The organism is Pseudomonas sp. DR48 (assembly GCF_019823085.1).
Lineage (GTDB): Bacteria > Pseudomonadota > Gammaproteobacteria > Pseudomonadales > Pseudomonadaceae > Aquipseudomonas.
Genome location: NZ_CP081946.1, coordinates 6665269 through 6683840 on the forward strand (window position 1 = coordinate 6665269; position 18572 = coordinate 6683840).

The window sequence follows — 18572 nt, forward strand, 5'->3', positions numbered from 1 at the left end:
GCTGACTCATGTCCCATGCAGGTGCCATCCAGGGTTCTAAAGTAAGAATCCTGATTTATCTTCTATTTGCGATCCAGCTTGTGTCCATGGGCGCGATGGAAATGAGTGGGCCCTTCTGGCCCGTCCACCTGCGTGGGCTGACCTCCTCGGAATCGGTTTTCAGCTTCGCCAGCATCGCCGTATACGTCGGGCCGATGCTGGGCATTATTCTGACCAGTGCATTCTGGGGCCGTATCGGTGATCGCTACGGCCACAAGTTGATGATGATCCGCGCCCTCGCCGGTTTGTCGTTGACCCAGCTTGGGCTGGCACTCTTCAGCGACATCTGGGTCATTCTGATCCTGCGTTTTCTGCAAGGCGCTTTCGCCGGATACATCGCGCCGGCCCAAGCTTATGGAGTCAGCATCGAAGCCCCTTCGCGGCGCGCACGCCTGTTCGCCATCCTGCAGATTTCCACCAACGTCGGCTCGTTGCTCGGCGCTGTCGTCGGCGGGCTGATCCTCGATTACGCGACGTTCTTCTGGATCAACATCATTGCCTCGGCACTGTGCGCCGTCTGCACCGTCATCGCGGCCGTTACCTTGCCCGATGTACCGCCGGTGAAGAAAACGCCGGTCGCGGACAAAGCGACATCGGCCAGCCGTTCGGGCAGCGTTTGGCAAGGCTCACCGTTACTGTCGTTGCTGGGCGTGATGGGCATTCTGCTGCTGGCGCGCATGCTGCCGCAGACCTCCTTCTCGCTCTACGTCAGCTCGGTCTTCGAGGTCAGTAACTCGGTGGTCGGCCTGTGCTATGGCTTGTTGGCGCTGGGTTTCATTCTTTCGGCAACGGCCTGGTCGCGTTACTTCGAACACCGCACTCAACAGGAAACCTTGCACCGCATGACCTACGTCGTCATCGGCTGCATCGCCCTGACCGCAATAGCAGGCGTCACGCACAACCCCGTGGTGTTTGTCATCGCCTACTTCATCTGGGGTGTGCTGCTGGGGGCGACCACGCCAGTGCTCATGGCGCTGATCTCGAAAACCGCCGATAGCTCGCAACAGGGTCACGTGCTGGGAATTGCCCAGGGCACCGCACAATTCGCTTCGATTGCGGGGATCTCGGCCGGTGGTTTGCTCAGCCAGGTCTATGGCTTGCAATACACCTACCTGTTTGTCTGCCTGGCCTACGTGTTGGCACTGATCCCGATTGTCGCGTTGCGTTACTGGCCTGCACAGATGCTCCCGAGTCATGCCCCGCCCCAGGATTGATCAAGGAGTCTTGCTTTGAACATTGAACAACTGCGCGCCGATACACCGGGTGTCGCGAACCTGATCCACTTCAACAACGCCGGCGCGGCACTGATGCCCGGGCCGGTGATCGAGGCCATGATCCGCCACATTCAGCTTGAGGCGAACCTCGGCGGTTATGAAGCGGCCGGGCAACAGTCGGCCGAACTGGAGAATGTCTATGGCGCCATCGGCCGCCTGATCAACGCCCGGCCTGATGAAATCGCGGTGATCGAAAACGCGACCCGCGCCTGGGACATGGCGTTCTATTCATTGCCCTTGCAACACGGTGATGTGGTGCTGACCTCAACCACCGAGTACGCGGGCAACTACATCCCCTACCTGCAATTGAAAAAGCAACGCGGCATTGAAATCCGCATCATCCCCAATGATGAGCAAGGCCAGGTGTCGCTGCCGGGGCTGAAAGACATGCTCGACGATGACCGCGTGGCATTGATCTCCCTGCCCGTGATCGCCACCAATGGCGGGCCGGTCCAACCCATCGAGCAGATCGGCGCGCTCGCTCGGGCCGCCGGCGTGCTGTTTTTGCTCGATGCCTGCCAAGGTGTCGGGCAAATGCCCATCGATGTGCAGAAAATCGGCTGTCACATGCTCGCCGCCACCAGCCGCAAATATTTGCGTGGGCCGAGGGGGATGGGATTTTTGTATGTTGAAAGCTCTCTGTGCCAGAACCTGGAGCCGGCCTTTCTCGACCTGCATGCGGCGTCCTTGCTGACATCCGACACGTTTAACATTCGCGCCGACGCACGACGCTTCGAGAACTGGGAGTGCAACGTCGCCGCCAAGCTGGGCCTCGGTGCGGCGGTGGAGTACGCGCTGGCTCAAGGCATCGAGCCGATGTGGCAACGGATTCAACAACTGGCCAGTCACTTGCGTGATCGACTGGCGAACATTCCGGGCATGACACCGCGGGATCCGGGCGCCATCAAATCAGGCATCGTGACCTTCACCCACCAGAACAGCAGTGCCGCGCAGGTCCAGCAATGGCTGGCTGCCCAGGAAAAACGCATCAATGTCTCCACCTCAACGTCGCGCTCGACCCTGCTCGACATGCAGCACAGGGACTTGGCGGAGGTCAGCCGCGCCTCACTCCATGCCTACAACACCGAGGCTGAAATCGACACGATGATCGAAGCACTGATCCGCCTGCCACGCGCCTGAAAGGGATACCAATCGCTGCTTGCGTCACAGCCGCTTTGTAATCTAGCATTGGGAATACTTCTCAATTGCATGAAAGTCTGCAGCCATGAGCGAAACCCTTTCCGCGAACAACGACGATCACCTGCGTGCGATCGAAGCCCTGTACAGCGGCCATCACGGCTGGCTGTATGCGACGCTGAGAAAAAAACTGGGTAACGCCATGGATGCGGCGGATCTGGCACAGGACACCTTCACTCGGATCCTCGCCTCCCGGGTCACAGTCATCGAACAACCTCGCGCGTACCTGAGCTGCGTGGCCAAGGGCATCCTGATCAACTGGTACCAGCGCAAGGCACTGGAACGTGCCTATCTGGATGCCCTCGCTCATGTGCCCGCTCCCGAAGTGCCTTCGCCGGAATTGCGTTTCATGGTGCTGGAGACCCTGCACGAAATCGATGCGATGCTCGACGCCCTGCCGCCCCTGGTCAAACGTGCGTTCCTGCTCTCGCAGATCAGCGGCCTGAAATATGATGACATCGCCGAGCAACTGGGCGTGTCACTGATCACCGTCAAACGCTACATGAAGCAAGCCTTCGTGCAATGCCTGTTGCTGGTGGAGTAAATGCTTAGTCGCCGCCAAGCACCTCATCCCGATCACCAGGCCCTTGAAGAAGCCGCAGACTGGCTGATGCGCCTCAGCGAGCGCGAACTCAGTGACGCTGAACGTGCCGAATGGGAATGCTGGAAAGTCAGCACGCCCGAGCGTGGTCGTGCCTGGGGACGCGCGCAGTTATTGCAGAGCAAATTTGGCGGCCTGCCACCGTCACTGGCGATGTCGGCACTGGATCGCCCAAGCAGCCCGCAGCGTCGCGCAGCGCTGGGCAAACTGGCGATGATTCTGGCGATCCTGCCGGCCGGTTTGGGCGGCTGGAAGCTGGCGCAATCGCTGCAATGGTCGGCGGACTATCACACCGCTGTCGGCCAGAGACGCGAGTTGACCCTGGCTGACGGCTCGCACATCACCCTGAACACCGATACCGCCATCGACGTGCTGTTCGATGCCCACCAAAGGCTCATCCGTCTGCGTGAAGGCGAAATACTGGTGCAGACCGCACCGGATATTTCCCCGCTGGCGCGGCCTTTCCTGGTCAGCACCCGCCAGAGCCGAATGCAGGCACTGGGCACACGGTTCACCGTTCGAGAACTGCAGTCACGCACTCACCTTGCGGTGCTGGAAGGCGCGGTGCAGGTCGACCTCGCCGACAATCGCCAGGGATCGCCATTGATCATCAATGCCGGCCAACGCACCGACTTTTCGTCCGGCACCTTTGGCCAGGTCACCGCCACCGATCGTTACATCGGCGCCTGGGCCCAAGGCATGTTGATGGCCGACAAGATGCGCCTGGCGGACTTCGTCGCCGAACTGACCCGCTATCGCCACGGCTTCGTGCGTCTCGATCCGGCGATTGCCGACCTGCGCATTTCCGGTGCCTATCCGATCAGCGACACCCAGCGCACGTTGAACATGTTAGCGCAGACCTACCCGATTCTTGTCAGCGGCCACTTGAATGGCTTCTGGGTCATGCTCTCGCCGGCCTGAGCCAAAAAAAGTGCGCACAGGTGATACTTTTTTTGATCTCGACTGGCTATGGGGAAGAAGAACTTTTTCGTCCTGTTTATAGGTTCATCCATTCATGTTCGCTGCACGCCTCCTGCGCCCGGATCGTCAGTTCAGCCCAGTTTTTCGCAGTGCGTTGCTAAGCCTTGTCCTGATCGGTGCCATTTGCCCGTTTGCCTTGGCCGTCGTGCCTGAGCAACTGGACGCTGTCGCGGTCCGTGCCTATGACATTCCTTCCGGCCCCCTTGGTGCGACCCTGTCGAGCGTTGCCGTGGACGCCGGCATCGCGCTGTCGTTCCAGCCATCGTTGACCGAAGGCCTGATCAGTCCCGGACTGGTCGGCAACTACTCCACTCAGGAGGCGGTCTCTCGCTTGTTGGAGGGCAGTGGCCTGGACATGGCTGTGCGCCGCGACGGTAGCTACACACTGGTGCCACGCCGGGTTACGCTGGATGAAACGGCCGTCATCGGCACCGACAAACGCACCGATACCCTGCCATCCGTGTATTCCGGCGGGCAGGTCGCCAATGGCGGGCGCCTGGGCATCCTGGGCAACACCGATGTGATGGACGCGCCTTTCAGTATCAGCTCCTACACCTCGACGCTGATCAAGGATCAGCAGGCCGTCACCGTCGGCGATGTGCTGGAGCGCGACTCATCGGTGCGCTCCACGGGGCAGACGGGAGGCATTGTCGACTCGTTTTTTATCCGCGGTTTTCCGGTTGGTGAAGGCAACCTCGGCGAACTGGCATTTGACGGCGTGTACGGCGTGGCGCCCAACTACCGGGTATTTACCGAATACGCCGAGCGCATCGAGCTGGTCAAAGGCCCCGGCGCCCTGCTTTACGGCATGTCGCCCAACAACGCGGTTGGCGGTGTCATCAACGTCGTGCCCAAGCGCTCCCTCGATGAGGACCTGACCCGTTTCACCGCCAGTTACGCCATGGATTCGCAGGTCGGTGGCCACCTCGATGTCAGCCGACGCTTTGGTGAGGAACGCCGGTTCGGCGTGCGCATCAACGGCAGTACCCAGCAGGGCGACACAGCGATTGACGATCAATCCCGTCACGTCGATATCGGCGCCATATCCCTCGACTACCAGGGTGAACGCCTGCGAACCACCCTCGACTGGCTCAACCAGAAAGAACACTTCGATGCCGCCTCGAGGCCGTTTCTGATCGCCCCGGGCGTGGACATTCCCTCTGCCGCCAATGGCCGTACCAATGTGAGCCAGGCATGGGGCTGGTCCGAAACCCGAGACAAATCGGCCCTGCTCAGCGGCGAATACGACCTCAGCGACGCGTTGACCGTGTTCGCCCACGCCGGCGGCGGCAAATCGGACGTCGCGCGCATGTCCGACCAGACCCCGACCATCATCAATGCGGCCGGCGACACCTCTTCCGTTCCCGGCTATTACAAATTCGAAGTCGAGCGGTACACCGTCGACGCCGGTGCGCGCCTGCACTTCGACACCGGGCCGATCAGTCACCGGGCCGCCCTGCAGGTCAGCCGTTATCGGGATGTACTGTCGCGGGGGATCATTTCCGGCCCCCCCATCCTGTCGAATATCTATCACCCGGTGGATCGCCCGGAACCTGCCATCCCCAAGCCGGACACGCCCAAGGTGTCCGAGAGCGAGCTGACTAGCGTGGCCCTCGCCGACACGCTGTCAGTGCTGGATGAGCGCGTTCAGGTAACGCTCGGCCTGCGCAAGCAGAACATCGATTCCGACAACTACAACGCGGTCGGCACGGTCACCACCTCTTACGACGACGGAAAAACCACGCCGCTGTTCGGTGTGGTGGTCAAACCCTGGGACCACGTTTCGTTCTATTACAACTATGTCGAAGGCCTCAGCAAAGGTGACGTTGCCCCCTCCGCCGCGTCGAACGCCGGCGAGATCTTTGCCCCTTATGTCTCCCGACAACAGGAAATCGGGGTCAAGGTCGACTACGGCACGTTCACCTCGACACTTGCCCTGTTTCAAATCAAGAAACCCAGTGGCGAGCTGGTATCCGGTGTGTTTTCGGTGCAGGGCGAACAGCGCAACCGCGGGCTGGAGCTCAATGTGTTCGGCGAAGTCGTTCCAGGCACACGCCTGCTCGGTGGCGTAACCCTGCTCGATGCGCAACTGACCGAAACCGGGGTTGCCGCCAACCGTGGCAACAAACCGGTCGGCGTGCCGCAGGTGCAGGCCAACCTCTGGGCCGAATGGGATACCTCGTGGGTCGAAGGCCTGACGCTCACCGGTGGTGCGATTCATACCGGGAGCCAGTACGTGAACCAGGCCAACACCCAGCAACTGGATGACTGGACGCGCTTCGATGTCGGCGCACGTTACACCACCCGCATCGATGAACGACCGACCACGTTTCGCGCCACCGTGCAAAACGTGCTCGACCAAGAATACTGGTCGGGCGTGGCCTCTTACGGCGCGTTCTCCCAGGGCTCACCGCGCACCTTATTACTGTCGGCGACTGTCGATTTCTGAAACGTTCAGCCCGGCGACGGTGTGAGCCGTTGACCGTTCTGGCTTTTGCAAAGGCTTTGACCATGGTGACTTTTGATCGACGCAGCCACGCTTTCGCTGCGCTACTACTGGCAGGACTGCTGAGCCTGGCAGTGTTTTGCCTCGCACCGCGCAGCGTGCTCGCCGCTGAAGCGGATCCGGCGCTCACCGAGGTGACCGATCTGCTGGGACGCAAGGTCAAGGTGCACTTGCCGGTCAGGCGCGTCATTCTCGGTGAAGGCCGGCAGTTATATCTGGTTGCCGCGCTGGACACACAAAACCCCATCGAGCGTATCGTCGGTTGGCGCAAGGATCTGATCCAGTCAGACCCGGACACCTACGGCGCGTACCTGCGCAAATTCCCCGACATCGCAAAAATCCCCACCTTCGGCGGGTTTGAAGACGGCACCTTCGATATCGAGCAGGCAATCTCCCAGCGCCCGGACGTGATCATCCTCAATATTGAAGCGCAGCATGCCACCGAAGATGCGCGCTACATCGAGAAGCTCGACGCCTTGGGCATCCCGGTGGTTTACGTCGACTTTCGCAATAACCCGATCCAGAACACCGAACCGACCATGCGCCTGTTCGGCCAACTGTTCGGCAAGGAACAACGCGCCGAAGCCTTCATCGATTTTCGCAACCAGCAGATTCATCGCGTCACCGACGTCATCGAGAAACAACACCCTCCCCGCCCCAGCGTGTTCATTGAGCGCATCGGAGGCTACACCGATGATTGCTGCCTGAGTTTCGGCAACGAGAACTTCGGACTGTTCGTCGATATGGCCGGCGGCAACAACATCGCCCGCCGCATCATTCCCACCACGTTCGGCCAGTTGAACCCCGAGCAGGTCATCGTCTCCAACCCGGCGCATGTCGTTGTCACCACCGCCAACTGGGAAGCCTTTGCCCCCGGCGGTCATTGGGTCGGCGTCGGCCCAGGCGCGGACATGGCGCAAGCCAGGAAAAAACTTGCCTGGTACACCCAGCGTCCGGCCTACGCCGGGATCAAGGCTCAGGACGATCAAGCCTTTCACGCCATCTGGCATCAGTTCTACAACAGCCCCTACCAGTTCGTGGCCATCCAGCAATTGGCAAAATGGTTCCATCCAACGCTGTTTGCCGATCTGGATCCGGACGCGTCATTTCGCGAACTGCATGAGCGCTTCCTGCCGGTGCCTTATGAGTCCGGTTACTTTGTCAGCTTGCGCCAGCCTGAGGTAAAACCATGAGTTCATTGACCGACGCCGTGGTCGTCCAGCGCGAAACCTATCGTCGCCTGGTGCTGCGTAAACGCCTGATTCTCGCCGGGCTGGTGATCTTGCTGTTGTGCAGCGTATTGCTCGACCTGGCGCTGGGGCCCGCGAGTTACAGCTTGCGCGAAGTCCTCGGCGCGCTGTTCTCGCCGGACAGCGCTTCACCGCAAGTGCGTGTGGTGATGTGGGACATCCGCCTCCCGGTGGCCCTGATGGCCGTCGCCGTCGGCGCGGCGTTGTCGCTGGCTGGCGCCCAGATGCAGACGATCCTCAACAACCCGTTGGCCAGTCCGTTTACGTTGGGCATTTCCGCCGCCGCCAGTTTTGGTGCGGCGCTGGGGCTGGCGTTCGGTGTCGCATTGTTTCCGCTGGCAGCGCAGTTCATGGTGCCGTTGAACGCGTTCATCATGGCCATGTTGTCGGCGCTGTTGATCCACTTTTTGAGCATGCGTCGCGGCGTCACCGCAGAAACCATCGTGCTGCTCGGCATTGCGCTGGTGTTCACGTTCAATGCGCTGCTGGCGCTGGTGCAGTTCTTCGCCACCGAGCAGGCCGTGGCCGCCGTGGTGTTCTGGACGATGGGCAGCCTGACCAAGGCCACCTGGCCGAAGCTCGGGGTGATCTGCCTGGTCATTCTCATCACCCTGCCGATCTTCGCCAAACGCGCCTGGGCCCTGACGGCCTTGCGACTGGGCGATGACAAGGCTGCCAGTTTCGGCATCAACGTGCGCAGCCTGCGATTTCAGACGCTGATCATGGTCAGCCTGCTCGCCTCGTTTCCGGTGGCCTTCGTCGGCACCATCGGATTCATCGGGCTGGTTGGCCCGCACATCGCCCGCATGCTGATTGGTGAAGACCAACGGTTCTTTTTGCCGGCCTCGTTGCTGACCGGCTCATTGATTCTGTCGGCAAGCTCTGTGGTCAGCAAAACCCTGATACCGGGCGCGATATTCCCCATCGGGGTCGTCACCTCGTTGATCGGCGTGCCGTTCTTCATATCCTTGATTCTCGGCGGGAAGAAAAATTCATGGTAACGCTTCAATTGGAGAATCTCGGTGCCCGCTACGGCCAGCGCGAGATCATTCGCGGTGTCACGACTGCGGCTTTTTTCGGTGGTCAGGTGGTCGCGGTGGTCGGGCCCAATGCCGCAGGCAAGTCGACGTTGTTCAAACGCATGGCCGGACTGATCGATGGCCCCGGGCAGGTCATCCTGCAAGACTCAAAAAAAGGCACACAGGGCATCAGCTATATGCCTCAGGGTTTGAATGCCAGCGCCCGGCTGACGGTCTACGAATCAGTGCTGCTGGCGCGTAAACAACTGACACCGGGCTGGGTCGTACACGACGACGAATTGAAACTGGTCGACGAGATTCTCGCGGCGCTGGGCATCACGGGGCTATCGTTCCGCAACCTCGGCGAATTGAGCGGAGGTCAGCAACAATTGGTCTCGATCGCACAAACGCTGGTGCGCGAGCCGGAAATCCTGCTGATGGACGAACCCACCAGCGCCCTCGATATGTATCGGCAGGTGCAGGTGCTGGACTTCATGCGCAAACTGGCCCGCAAACGCGAGGTCATTGTATTCATCGCCATCCACGACCTGAACCAGGCACTGCGCTTTGCCGATCAGGTGCTGGTTATCGCGGACGGCACCGCTCAAGGCAGCGGTCCAAGCCACGAGGTCATTACCAAACAAATGCTGCGCAACGTATACAAGGTTGAGGCGCGCATCGAGCAGTGCAGCCGCGGGCTGCATCACATACTCATCGACGATATCGTTTGATACGTTGGCCAGTTAAGGTCAGGTCTTGAGGGCTGAAAACGGCCAGGTGTAAACACTCGACAAAGCCGCGATTCCTTTAGGAAAGTATTGGCAAAACCGGTGACGACTTTTACCGAGGATTTATGCGATGGATTGCCCTCCGGCGCTGTACACCAACCCAGCCTTGGAACAAGGGAAAGTTTGTCGCGCTGAAAGCCCCACTCCGAGTCAGAGATATCTGGACCATCCGGGTAAGGCTTCAGCTAGCGTGAGAAGACACGGGATCGGGCTCTATACAATTTGGCCATCGACAGCAAACTGCGTGTCTGTGACTTACCTCGAGGTCATTGAGAACTCGACGACACGGCTAGTTCGTAACCATCCGGGTCGATGAAGTGGAAACGGCGCCCACCTGGGAACGAGAAAATCTCACGGCTTATCGTAGCGCCTGCAGCCTTGAGCCTGAGTTGGATAAGGTCCAGGTCTTCTGCGTAGAGAATGACTAGTGGGCCGCCCGGCCGCACAGGTTCTCCTGTAGTGAATCCGCCCGTCATACGACCGTCGCTGAACTCACTATAGGTCGGCCCATAGTCGACGAAACTCCAGTTAAATACGCTTCCGTAGAACGCCTTGCTGATGGCTATATCAACAACATTGAACTCAATGTTGTCAATCTGATGGTCCTTGCCTCGAATGCCCATTGATTCTTCCTTGGCTGATTGGCAGAGCAAACGAGTCTAGGACATTCGGTGATGTATGTGCCCATGCGCGAAGCTATTTGTAGCACTTTGAATTGAGGGGCTGAGGGGCGTTTGTCGGCCTTACCTCGTCCTGGAATACGTCAGATGCTTTCGTACTTTTTCAGCCCTTGGGCCTGGTGAGGTGTGCACCTCATCAACTCGAGCGGTGTTCTTTAGCTGAATGAAAATTAATGAAGCTGCCGTTGCCTCTGTAGTTCCCGCTTCAGCCAGGTACCCGCCGGTTGCACGCCTTCTGGACATCTCACCTCATAGGCGCGGCCACTCATGCTGCTTCTGGTGGCAGCAAGATCGATGAAGTCTTCTGCGCTGTTAACCTTATTCTTGCCTTCGAGATAATTCAGCTTCTGCTCAAGATGCGCCCGAGCCCGGGGACCTGGGTATTCGCTCCCGTTGCGCACAAACAGACATTCACTATGCTCGACATAGTCCAGCAAGTTCTTTATCTCAAGAGTGGCTTGAGGTGTGGTTTGAGCCTGGACACTGGTCAAGATTGCGACAAGGCTGATACCCGCCGCCATCATCCATCGGCTGATGAGCCGGGCTGCCTCTCCTATCCACATACGCATGATTCATCCTCGTGCTGGAAGTGGAATGGATGTAAGGCTGTGCGAAATACTTCGTCTAGTCCTCAAACAGGTTTACACCTATTTCACAGCGCCTGCGCGACCGAGTCGACTAAAAATAAAGGGCAAAAAAAGCGGGCAGCATCGATTTCAAACTGGAAATTTTCGCTCGACGATTGATGCCTTAAACAGGTTTTAAGGCGCGCGTTTAAAGACACCCGGTGTTACGTCCTAAGGGCTACAACGTCTTGCGTCGTTACCTACGCGTACGCCAGAATCCGCCGGCTTGTGCGTCTGAGGCGGGGGTTCTATCGTTTGCTCGTCACTAAAAACAGTGATGGGTTTGGTAGACCCTCAGCATCGACGCATAGCGTCACCTTCTGCGGTCCTTCTTCTGGACTGCGATTTTACGGTGGCCATGCGCAGGGCTCCTTCGGGGGCGCCGGTTCCGATGCCCGGTCTACCAACCTTCGTATGGCCGCCACCCTCCGTTTGGTAGCGAGAGGGCGATGGCTCTTTTTAATAAGTAGCATCGGAGTTTCACCCATGATCAAACCCACACCCAACCCACCGGATACCGATCCGGCATCCCCCTACGAATCCGTCGATTCCAAAAAATTCCACGACGCTGCCGAACGCGCCCTCGACCATTACCTCAACCCAGGCGCCCACATCATGGCCGCGGCCAACGAGCCCGAGCGCATGTTCCTCGTCAATCCCAAGTACGACACCGAATCCCTGCTGGTCAACGCCAGTGAATCACTGGGCTCGGCCACCACCATGCTCAGCAATTTCGCGGCGTTACTGGACCACTCACACCGCAAGACCCTGCTGGGAATTACGCAGGTCGTGATGCTGGGGGAATTGGCGGTGAATCAGGCGTTGGATAATGTTGAGATGAAGGAGTAAGGGACAACCCTCTGTGGCGGGCGGTTCGTCCGGCGTCACAGAGGGTCGATCGTCCTGACCAGGCAACTTTCCAATTTTCAAAATCCAGCGTAATGTAATTGTTACTACATAATAAATAGCTAACTCTACATGAAAAACTGGCTAACCCTGATTCTTGGATTACCCACCGCCAATGCCACCGAACGCATGCGCGCCTGGCGTGCGTTGAGAGCTGCGGGTGCGGCAGTTCTGCGTGATGGTGCCTATCTGTTGCCGGACACCGATGCCTGTCGTGAAACCCTCGCCGCTGTCGAGCGCGACATCCTGGCGATCAATGGCACCGCATTTATCCTGCCCGTCGTCGATCCTGACGGGGAGCGTTTCGTCGAGTTGTTCGACCGTAGCGATGACTACAGCAAGCTACGCGCAGAGATCGAAGAGTGCCGTGGGCAGCTCAATCCTGAAAACGCGCTGGCCATTACGAAACAGGTTCGCAAACTGCGCAAAACCTACGAGCAGTTGACCACCATCGATTACTTCCCGGGCAAACCGAAGCAGCAGATTGATGCCGTCTTGCAGGAGCTTGAGATTGCCGTCAGCAGAGCCCTGTCTTCAGACGAGCCGCACAGCCACGACCAACCCATAACGGTGCTCGACCGTGACGAATATCAAGGACGTGTTTGGGCAACCCGCAAGCGTCCTTGGGTTGATCGTCTGGCCTGTGCCTGGCTAATCCGCCGCTTCATTGACCCTGGCGCTAAAATCCTCTGGCTGGACACTCCACAGGACTGCCCCGCCGATGCCGTGGGGTTCGACTTCGATGACGCGGCGTTCAGTCATGTCGGCAACCGCGTGAGCTTCGAAACGTTGCAAGCCAGTTTCGACCTTCAAGAGTCAGGCCTGAACCGCATTGCGGCCTTGGTGCATTACCTTGACGTCGGAGGCATTCAACCGGTGGAGGCCACCGGCATCGAGCGCGTGCTCGCAGGGTTGCATCAAACCATTCTCCATGACGATGACCTGCTGGCTGCTGCGAGCGCCATCTTCGACGGTCTGCTCGCCGTGTTTGTGAAAGAGGAACAATCCGATGAATAAGGTGGTGGCACCCATGGTTGAAGAAGAGCTGTCGAGGCCCGAAGCAGTCAGTTTGCGTGAGGCGTTCTGGTTTTGGCTGAAGCTCGGCTTTATCAGCTTCGGTGGGCCCGCAGGGCAAATTTCGATCATGCACCAGGAGTTGGTAGAGCGGCGGCGCTGGATATCCGAGCGCCGATTCCTGCATGCCCTCAACTACTGCATGTTGCTGCCCGGGCCGGAGGCTCAGCAGTTGGCAACTTACATTGGCTGGCTGATGCATCGAACCTGGGGAGGCGTGATTGCGGGGGCGCTGTTTGTCCTGCCCTCATTGTTCATCCTGATCGCACTGTCGTGGATGTATATCGCGTTCGGCGAAGTACCCGTGGTGGCCGGGCTCTTCTATGGGATCAAGCCCGCCGTGACGGCCATTGTGGTGCAGGCGGCCCATCGGATCGGCTCTCGGGCGTTGAAAAACAATTGGCTATGGGCGATAGCGGCGGCGTCATTCACCGCCATCTTCGCGTTCAATGTTCCGTTCCCGCTGATTGTGCTGGGTGCTGCATTGATCGGTTATGTCGGCGGACGCCTGGCGCCCGAGAAGTTCAGAACCGGTGGCCATAGCGCTTCGAAAAAATCCTTCGGTCCGGCCTTGATCGATGATGACACCCCCTCCCCGGAACATGCCCGGTTCAGTTGGCCAAAACTGGCAATACTGGCCGTGATCGCCGTCGGGCTATGGGCATTACCAATGGGCCTTTTGACCGTGGTTTTTGGTTGGGAGGGCACCTTGACCCAGATGGGATGGTTCTTTACCAAGGCGGCATTGCTGACCTTTGGTGGCGCCTACGCGGTGCTCCCGTATGTCTACCAGGGCGCGGTCGGTCACTATGGCTGGCTGACCCCAACCCAGATGATCGACGGCTTGGCGCTGGGCGAAACAACACCTGGGCCACTAATCATGGTGGTGGCCTTCGTCGGTTTTGTCGGCGCCTATGTCTCGCAGGTTTTCGGGCCGGATCAGGTGTTTCTGGCCGGCGCTGTGGCTGCCTCGCTGGTGACTTGGTTTACCTTCCTGCCTTCGTTTCTGTTCATCCTCGCAGGCGGCCCGCTGGTGGAGTCGACCCACAACGAACTCAAATTCACTGCGCCACTGACCGCCATTACCGCCGCGGTGGTTGGCGTGATCCTCAACCTGGCGTGTTTCTTCGGTTATCACGTGCTTTGGCCAAAGGGCTTCAACGGCAGCCTCGACTGGCCTTCGGCGTTGATCGCAATCGCCGCCGCGATTGCCTTGTTTCGCTTCAAGCGGGGCGTCATCCCGGTGTTGACGGGCTGTGCGCTCACTGGCCTGGCCGTGCATCTGTTGCGCTAGAGCAACCACAAAGGAGTTTGTGTTCTGCATAGAGGGTGATACGCCGTTAATGTAGTATCGCCCCGCGCCGATTTTTGAATGCTGATTGGTGATTACCCTTGCATCGCGCATTGGGAATGGAGCTGTTTAAAGGCTAACAAGGATATGGAATGAGTTTGCCTATAGATTTTTCTGCTGAGCAATACCTGTATCTACACCCTGACGTTAGATTGTCAGGTATCGATCCTGCAGTTCACTACTTGACGTGGGGAGTCGGAGAAGGTCGTCCTTATAAACCGAACTCAGATCCTCTACTTCCTAAAGTAAAGGGAGAATTCCATTCGGATGGATTGAGGACCGTACACAATCACGACTTCATGAGTGATCCGCGTTATATCGCTGCGTATGACCGAGGCATGGAGGCCTCAGGCGCCGACTATCAATGGTACTGGCGCGTTCATCTAGGGCTTTGGGCAGCACGGACCGCAGCGAAACGCCAAGGTGACTTTGTCGAATGTGGTGTCAATTATGGCTTTTTAAGTTCAGCGATCATGAAAGACCTGGACTGGGACAGCACCGGCAAAATGTTCCATCTTCTGGACACTTACTCGGGCATCGATGACCGGTTTTTATCGGATGAAGAGAAAGTCGGTGGTGTCTCTGGCAAAAGCCAGAAGTGGGTTGACGACGGGACGTACACATCGAACATTGATGCGGTAAGAGCAAATTTCTCGGAATGGTCAAATGTAAATATCATTCAAGGCTCCATTCCTGAAACGCTGGCTCAGATCGACTCGACACAGATTGCTTACTTGCACATCGATATGAATTGCGTGCAGCCAGAAGTGGCGGCCATTGAGTTTCTGTGGGATCGATTGGTGTCGGGGGCGGTCATTTTACTGGATGACTACGCCTACTTTGGCTATCAGCCGCAAAAGGACGGGATGGATCAATGGGCCGCAAAAAGGGATATTGCGATTGCCAGTCTGCCCACAGGACAGGGACTTTTGATAAAACCATAGCCCGCTGTCTACACGCCTGATGATGGCCGCTGCGTAGGATTTGATGTCCTTGGTAGCGGTCTTTTGAAAGCGCAGGAACGGGAGTCGCCAAGTCAGGGACGATGAATGAAACGAGTGGAGATTCAACGGATCGCGCGCCTTCCGCCAGAGATCCTGACCCTTGAAAAAGAGGCGGTCGGGGAAGGCTTCAGGTTTCTCACCCGCCTGATTGCCGAATGGAGATCCGGGGCAAATCGCTTCGACGCACCGGGCGAGTGTCTGATGGCAGCGTATAGGGACCATCGCCTGATAGGCATTGGAGGCCTTTCGGTTGATCCGTATGCTCAAAACGATACGGCAAGGCTACGACGGCTATACGTTTCAGCTTCATCAAGAGGACTAAAAGTCGGACAAGCGTTGGTCAATGCGCTTGTCGAATTCGCCTCTCATCGTTTTCGGATCGTACGCCTTTCTACTGATACACCTGAAGGAGACGCCTTTTATCGGCATTGCGGCTTCAACCGATCAGATGATGACCATGCAACCCATACCTTGTTTCTTGGCGACGCATGATTCAGGCGGCAAACGGCCAAATAGCGGCCAGTCAATGCTGCTTCTTGCTTCCCGTCGTCTGCGACCGCCCTACCCGCCCACCTAAAATAGAGCTTTGCTTCCGTTCTCAAGCACGTAGAAGGATGAGGTTTCCCCCGCTTTCTTCAGCTATTGACTCCAGCAGCGGATGGATAACATCCCGCAGGCGAAAGGACGCTTGATAGAGCTGGGATCAACGCAGTGGCTCAGGCCGGACAGAATAGTTGCCATCGTTGCCCCGAAAGGTCTATACGAAAGCTCCGTTCCTGGAATTATGAATAACGAGACCAATACAGCATGAAGCCTCTGGATCTAACGCGTTTCGATCTCAACCTTCTGGTTGTACTTGAGGCGCTTTGGGCCGAAAGGCACGTCGGTCGTGCGGCCGAAAGATTGCATTTGTCCCAGTCCGCAACCAGCCACGCCTTAGCGAGGCTGCGTACCGCTTTTGCTGATCAGCTTTTCATTCGCAACCCCCGCGGGATCGCGCCGACGCCGCTGGCCATAGAGTTAATGCCCAGAGTGGCGGCGGTGCTCGAGTCAGTCAGGCTCGTTGCCAGTCCCCGTGGGCCGTTCGATCCAGGGTGTCTGCAAGCGATACTCTCAGTGGCGGCCACCGATCACGCGTTATTGACCGTCATCACCCCTGTTCTGGCCAAGATCCAAGCCGCTGCGCCAGACGCCGTGCTGAGGCTCAGACCGGCCGATGTCGAATCCGCTCTGCGCATGCTGGACACTGGCGAGATCGACATCGTGCTGGGATCGGGCTCTTTTGCCCAGGTCCCACAGCGCTTTGATTGCCAGCTTGTCCATAAGGAGCGTTTCGTTGGCATCGCGCGCAATGACCACCCGGCTCTGGTCAAGCGAGGCAGGAAGCTGCACATGGAATTGGATGACTTCGCTCGCCTGCCCCACATACTGGTCTCTCCGCTCGGCGACACTCGGGGCGTTGTCGACGATGCGCTGGAGAAGCTTGGTCGGACCCGCAAGGTGAGTGTCACCTGCCCCAGCTTTCTGGCTGTTCCGTTTATGGTCGGCGCTTCGCAATCGATCGCCGTTGTTGCCGAGCGGGTCGCATTACAGCTGCAGGAGACCGCGCAGCTAAGCCTCTTTGAACTGCCCCTCGTACTCCCCACGTGGGAGGTACTGGTTATTCGAGCACAAGGACGTGCCAACGAGCCTGCCGTTGAGTGGATTACAAACATGATGATCGCCGACTAAAACATCGGCCCTGACCTGGTGCGGCCAGAGTGAGCCGCGCCCATGAATCTCGTGCATCCACACGCTGTATAAATGCCATTGGATCGAACACATCGGTCCTCCTAGAGTTCGGTCGTCGTTTACTCAACCCGCTAGGAGTACCTGATGAAAACAGAGCCCACCTTGGTCATGATCCCTTGCTTCGCGGGCGCCCCGTGGCAGCTTGAACAGTTGACCTACTTGCAAGGCCGCCCCATGCGAACCCTTCGTTTGCCGAACGACGTATGCGAGCTGGAAACGTTGGCCGACTTCATCGCCGACCGGGTGAAGGACCTCGATAACTATGTGCTGATTGGCGATTCGTATGGCGCGGTATCCTCAATCGCGGTTGCGACGCGGCAGCCAAAGGGTCTTAAGGGGCTGGTGCTCTCTGGTGGTTTTGCCAAGAATCCGATCACATCGCCCTTGCTCAAAACGATGGCAGCGCTTGCACCATTCTTCCCCGGGCCTTTTTACCGGCAGACAACCCTTCGGGTCCACGCTGCGCAGTTAGCTTCGTCGTTTGACAAGGAGGGAGACATCCCTTGGTCAACCGCAAAGAGTCGCGCATTCTTCGTCAAGGAGACTCCTCACAAAGCCTACGTCAACCGCCTGCGCTCAATCGAGAAAGTGGACTATACGGCCATGCTGAGGAAGATCGACGTCCCCACGCTGATCCTGACTCCCGAGGAAGACAAGCTGATCGGCAAACAAGCCGCGGGCATCCTCCTGAAGGGCATCAAGGGTTCGCAGGAAGTCATCATGCCGCGCACCGGCCACATGTTCAGATTCTCGCATCCAGGCGCCTACTCTCTCGAAATCATGAAGTTTCTGAAGCGGGCATCGCTTTAAGCGAATGCACACGGGCGTGGACAATTGATACTAGCTGAACAGCACGCATGGCAGGACGCGCTGCAACGGCCCCTGCATTTCAGAACTCTTAAGGTTTGCTTAAGGACTTTAAATGTCACCAGCGGACAGACTTTCCTGAACGATCAGGAGAGCCGCCATGAATCCGCAATCGGTAAATTCAGACCATCCGCAAGCCCTTGCGCGACCGCTGGGCGCCCTGTCTGGCTGGCAAGAGCGCCGTGCCAAGGAATTGATGTTGCGTGACATAGGCAGCTGCGTGCGCATCAGCGAGGTTGCCGAACACTGCAATCTGTCCCGCAGCCATTTTTCCCGGGCGTTCAAAAAGGTGACCGGCCACTCGCCGCAAGGCTGGTTGGTGAGGATGAAAATCGAAAAAGCCAAAAGTCTGTTAAGCACCCCGATACCCATCACTGACATCGTCTATGAGTGCGGTTTCGCCGACCACTCGCATTTCACCCGCACTTTCAGCCGTCTGGAAGGGATAACACCCAAGGCCTGGCGCCGGGCCTTTGATCATGCAACGAGCCACCCTACCCCGCGACCAGTGATCGATCGCGACATATCCGACTGGAGAATTCTCGATAACCTGGTCGACGGGATGGGACAGTCGCGCTCCAAGGAGCTGCGCGTCGTGAACTGATCGAGCTCCGCAAA

Annotated in this window: 18 protein-coding genes and 1 pseudogene; 17 read left to right on the forward strand and 2 right to left on the reverse strand. The window is 58.2% G+C overall.

Annotated elements, in window-relative coordinates; all coding sequences use genetic code 11:
• Nucleotides 1-8: 8 nt before the first annotated feature.
• The 9 genes and pseudogenes from K5K95_RS30180 to K5K95_RS30220 all read left to right on the forward strand — a co-directional run.
• On the forward strand, nucleotides 9-1253 hold the full coding sequence (locus K5K95_RS30180; protein WP_222587467.1) for an MFS transporter: 1245 nt from the start codon (nucleotides 9-11) through the stop codon (nucleotides 1251-1253).
• A gap of 15 nt (nucleotides 1254-1268) precedes the next feature.
• Nucleotides 1269-2453: an aminotransferase class V-fold PLP-dependent enzyme gene (locus tag K5K95_RS30185; RefSeq protein ID WP_222587468.1), complete on the forward strand. Its 1185-nt coding sequence runs from the start codon at nucleotides 1269-1271 to the stop codon at nucleotides 2451-2453.
• An 85-nt stretch (nucleotides 2454-2538) separates the two neighbouring features.
• Nucleotides 2539-3054, forward strand: a complete 516-nt coding sequence (locus K5K95_RS30190) for a sigma-70 family RNA polymerase sigma factor (RefSeq protein WP_222587469.1) — start codon at nucleotides 2539-2541, stop codon at nucleotides 3052-3054.
• Complete coding sequence (locus tag K5K95_RS30195; protein WP_222587470.1) at nucleotides 3055-4032, forward strand: FecR domain-containing protein; 978 nt, start codon at nucleotides 3055-3057, stop codon at nucleotides 4030-4032.
• A gap of 94 nt (nucleotides 4033-4126) precedes the next feature.
• Nucleotides 4127-6541, forward strand: coding sequence for a TonB-dependent receptor (locus K5K95_RS30200; RefSeq protein WP_222587471.1), 2415 nt, complete (start codon nucleotides 4127-4129; stop codon nucleotides 6539-6541).
• A 62-nt stretch (nucleotides 6542-6603) separates the two neighbouring features.
• Nucleotides 6604-7791 carry an ABC transporter substrate-binding protein gene (locus tag K5K95_RS30205; RefSeq protein WP_222587472.1) on the forward strand — a complete coding sequence of 396 codons (1188 nt, stop codon included), beginning with the start codon at nucleotides 6604-6606 and terminating at the stop codon, nucleotides 7789-7791.
• A complete protein-coding gene (locus K5K95_RS30210) occupies nucleotides 7788-8849 on the forward strand; it encodes a FecCD family ABC transporter permease (RefSeq protein WP_222587473.1) in 1062 nt (353 codons plus the stop codon). Before K5K95_RS30205 ends, K5K95_RS30210 begins: the two co-directional genes overlap by 4 nt.
• A complete protein-coding gene (locus K5K95_RS30215; RefSeq protein ID WP_222587474.1) occupies nucleotides 8843-9598 on the forward strand; it encodes an ABC transporter ATP-binding protein in 756 nt (251 codons plus the stop codon). The genes K5K95_RS30210 and K5K95_RS30215 overlap by 7 nt, the downstream gene beginning before the upstream one ends.
• Nucleotides 9599-9720: 122 nt before the next feature.
• Nucleotides 9721-9919 (forward strand): annotated as a pseudogene (locus K5K95_RS30220) (integrase); the annotation flags it as partial.
• Between the two features lie 2 nt (nucleotides 9920-9921).
• Here K5K95_RS30220 and K5K95_RS30225 read toward each other — a convergent pair.
• Together K5K95_RS30225 and K5K95_RS30230 are read right to left on the reverse strand one after the other, a co-directional pair.
• A complete protein-coding gene (locus tag K5K95_RS30225) occupies nucleotides 9922-10278 on the reverse strand; it encodes a VOC family protein (RefSeq protein WP_222587475.1) in 357 nt (118 codons plus the stop codon).
• Nucleotides 10279-10505: 227 nt separating this feature from the next.
• Nucleotides 10506-10904 carry a DUF5329 domain-containing protein gene (locus K5K95_RS30230; RefSeq protein WP_222587476.1) on the reverse strand — a complete coding sequence of 133 codons (399 nt, stop codon included), beginning with the start codon at nucleotides 10902-10904 and terminating at the stop codon, nucleotides 10506-10508.
• A 543-nt stretch (nucleotides 10905-11447) separates the two neighbouring features.
• Between K5K95_RS30230 and K5K95_RS30235 the strand changes: the two genes are divergently transcribed.
• From K5K95_RS30235 to K5K95_RS30270, 8 genes are all read left to right on the forward strand, one after another.
• Complete coding sequence (locus K5K95_RS30235; RefSeq protein WP_222587477.1) at nucleotides 11448-11810, forward strand: DUF6124 family protein; 363 nt, start codon at nucleotides 11448-11450, stop codon at nucleotides 11808-11810.
• A gap of 129 nt (nucleotides 11811-11939) precedes the next feature.
• Nucleotides 11940-12884: a chromate resistance protein ChrB domain-containing protein gene (locus K5K95_RS30240; RefSeq protein ID WP_222587478.1), complete on the forward strand. Its 945-nt coding sequence runs from the start codon at nucleotides 11940-11942 to the stop codon at nucleotides 12882-12884.
• On the forward strand, nucleotides 12877-14235 hold the full coding sequence (gene chrA, locus K5K95_RS30245) for a chromate efflux transporter (protein ID WP_222587479.1): 1359 nt from the start codon (nucleotides 12877-12879) through the stop codon (nucleotides 14233-14235). The genes K5K95_RS30240 and chrA overlap by 8 nt, the downstream gene beginning before the upstream one ends.
• Before the next feature lie 149 nt (nucleotides 14236-14384).
• The gene (locus K5K95_RS30250; protein ID WP_222587480.1) at nucleotides 14385-15236 is read left to right on the forward strand and encodes a class I SAM-dependent methyltransferase; all 852 of its coding nucleotides are present in this window, start codon (nucleotides 14385-14387) and stop codon (nucleotides 15234-15236) included.
• 105 nt (nucleotides 15237-15341) lie between these two features.
• On the forward strand, nucleotides 15342-15788 hold the full coding sequence (locus K5K95_RS30255; RefSeq protein ID WP_222587481.1) for a GNAT family N-acetyltransferase: 447 nt from the start codon (nucleotides 15342-15344) through the stop codon (nucleotides 15786-15788).
• A gap of 315 nt (nucleotides 15789-16103) precedes the next feature.
• The gene (locus tag K5K95_RS30260) at nucleotides 16104-17027 is read left to right on the forward strand and encodes a LysR family transcriptional regulator (protein WP_222587482.1); all 924 of its coding nucleotides are present in this window, start codon (nucleotides 16104-16106) and stop codon (nucleotides 17025-17027) included.
• A gap of 144 nt (nucleotides 17028-17171) precedes the next feature.
• Entirely contained in the window at nucleotides 17172-17897 is a 726-nt protein-coding gene (locus tag K5K95_RS30265) for an alpha/beta fold hydrolase (protein ID WP_222587483.1), read from the forward strand.
• Nucleotides 17898-18054: 157 nt separating this feature from the next.
• On the forward strand, nucleotides 18055-18558 hold the full coding sequence (locus K5K95_RS30270; protein WP_222587484.1) for a helix-turn-helix transcriptional regulator: 504 nt from the start codon (nucleotides 18055-18057) through the stop codon (nucleotides 18556-18558).
• Nucleotides 18559-18572 lie beyond the last annotated feature (14 nt).

Excerpts from the sequence above, each read along its gene's own strand:
- K5K95_RS30235 (WP_222587477.1), top strand. The coding sequence starts at position 11,448 with ATGATCAAACCCACACCCAACCCACCGGATACCGATCCGGCATCCCCC.
- chrA (WP_222587479.1), top strand. The coding sequence starts at position 12,877 with ATGAATAAGGTGGTGGCACCCATGGTTGAAGAAGAGCTGTCGAGGCCC.
- K5K95_RS30260 (WP_222587482.1), top strand. The coding sequence starts at position 16,104 with ATGAAGCCTCTGGATCTAACGCGTTTCGATCTCAACCTTCTGGTTGTA.
- K5K95_RS30215 (WP_222587474.1), top strand. The coding sequence starts at position 8,843 with ATGGTAACGCTTCAATTGGAGAATCTCGGTGCCCGCTACGGCCAGCGC.
- K5K95_RS30230 (WP_222587476.1), bottom strand. The coding sequence starts at position 10,904 with ATGCGTATGTGGATAGGAGAGGCAGCCCGGCTCATCAGCCGATGGATG.
- K5K95_RS30180 (WP_222587467.1), top strand. The coding sequence starts at position 9 with ATGTCCCATGCAGGTGCCATCCAGGGTTCTAAAGTAAGAATCCTGATT.
- K5K95_RS30255 (WP_222587481.1), top strand. The coding sequence starts at position 15,342 with ATGAAACGAGTGGAGATTCAACGGATCGCGCGCCTTCCGCCAGAGATC.
- K5K95_RS30225 (WP_222587475.1), bottom strand. The coding sequence starts at position 10,278 with ATGGGCATTCGAGGCAAGGACCATCAGATTGACAACATTGAGTTCAAT.
- K5K95_RS30200 (WP_222587471.1), top strand. The coding sequence starts at position 4,127 with ATGTTCGCTGCACGCCTCCTGCGCCCGGATCGTCAGTTCAGCCCAGTT.
- K5K95_RS30270 (WP_222587484.1), top strand. The coding sequence starts at position 18,055 with ATGAATCCGCAATCGGTAAATTCAGACCATCCGCAAGCCCTTGCGCGA.
- K5K95_RS30195 (WP_222587470.1), top strand. The coding sequence starts at position 3,055 with ATGCTTAGTCGCCGCCAAGCACCTCATCCCGATCACCAGGCCCTTGAA.
- K5K95_RS30265 (WP_222587483.1), top strand. The coding sequence starts at position 17,172 with ATGAAAACAGAGCCCACCTTGGTCATGATCCCTTGCTTCGCGGGCGCC.
- K5K95_RS30240 (WP_222587478.1), top strand. The coding sequence starts at position 11,940 with ATGAAAAACTGGCTAACCCTGATTCTTGGATTACCCACCGCCAATGCC.
- K5K95_RS30190 (WP_222587469.1), top strand. The coding sequence starts at position 2,539 with ATGAGCGAAACCCTTTCCGCGAACAACGACGATCACCTGCGTGCGATC.
- K5K95_RS30210 (WP_222587473.1), top strand. The coding sequence starts at position 7,788 with ATGAGTTCATTGACCGACGCCGTGGTCGTCCAGCGCGAAACCTATCGT.
- K5K95_RS30250 (WP_222587480.1), top strand. The coding sequence starts at position 14,385 with ATGAGTTTGCCTATAGATTTTTCTGCTGAGCAATACCTGTATCTACAC.
- K5K95_RS30205 (WP_222587472.1), top strand. The coding sequence starts at position 6,604 with ATGGTGACTTTTGATCGACGCAGCCACGCTTTCGCTGCGCTACTACTG.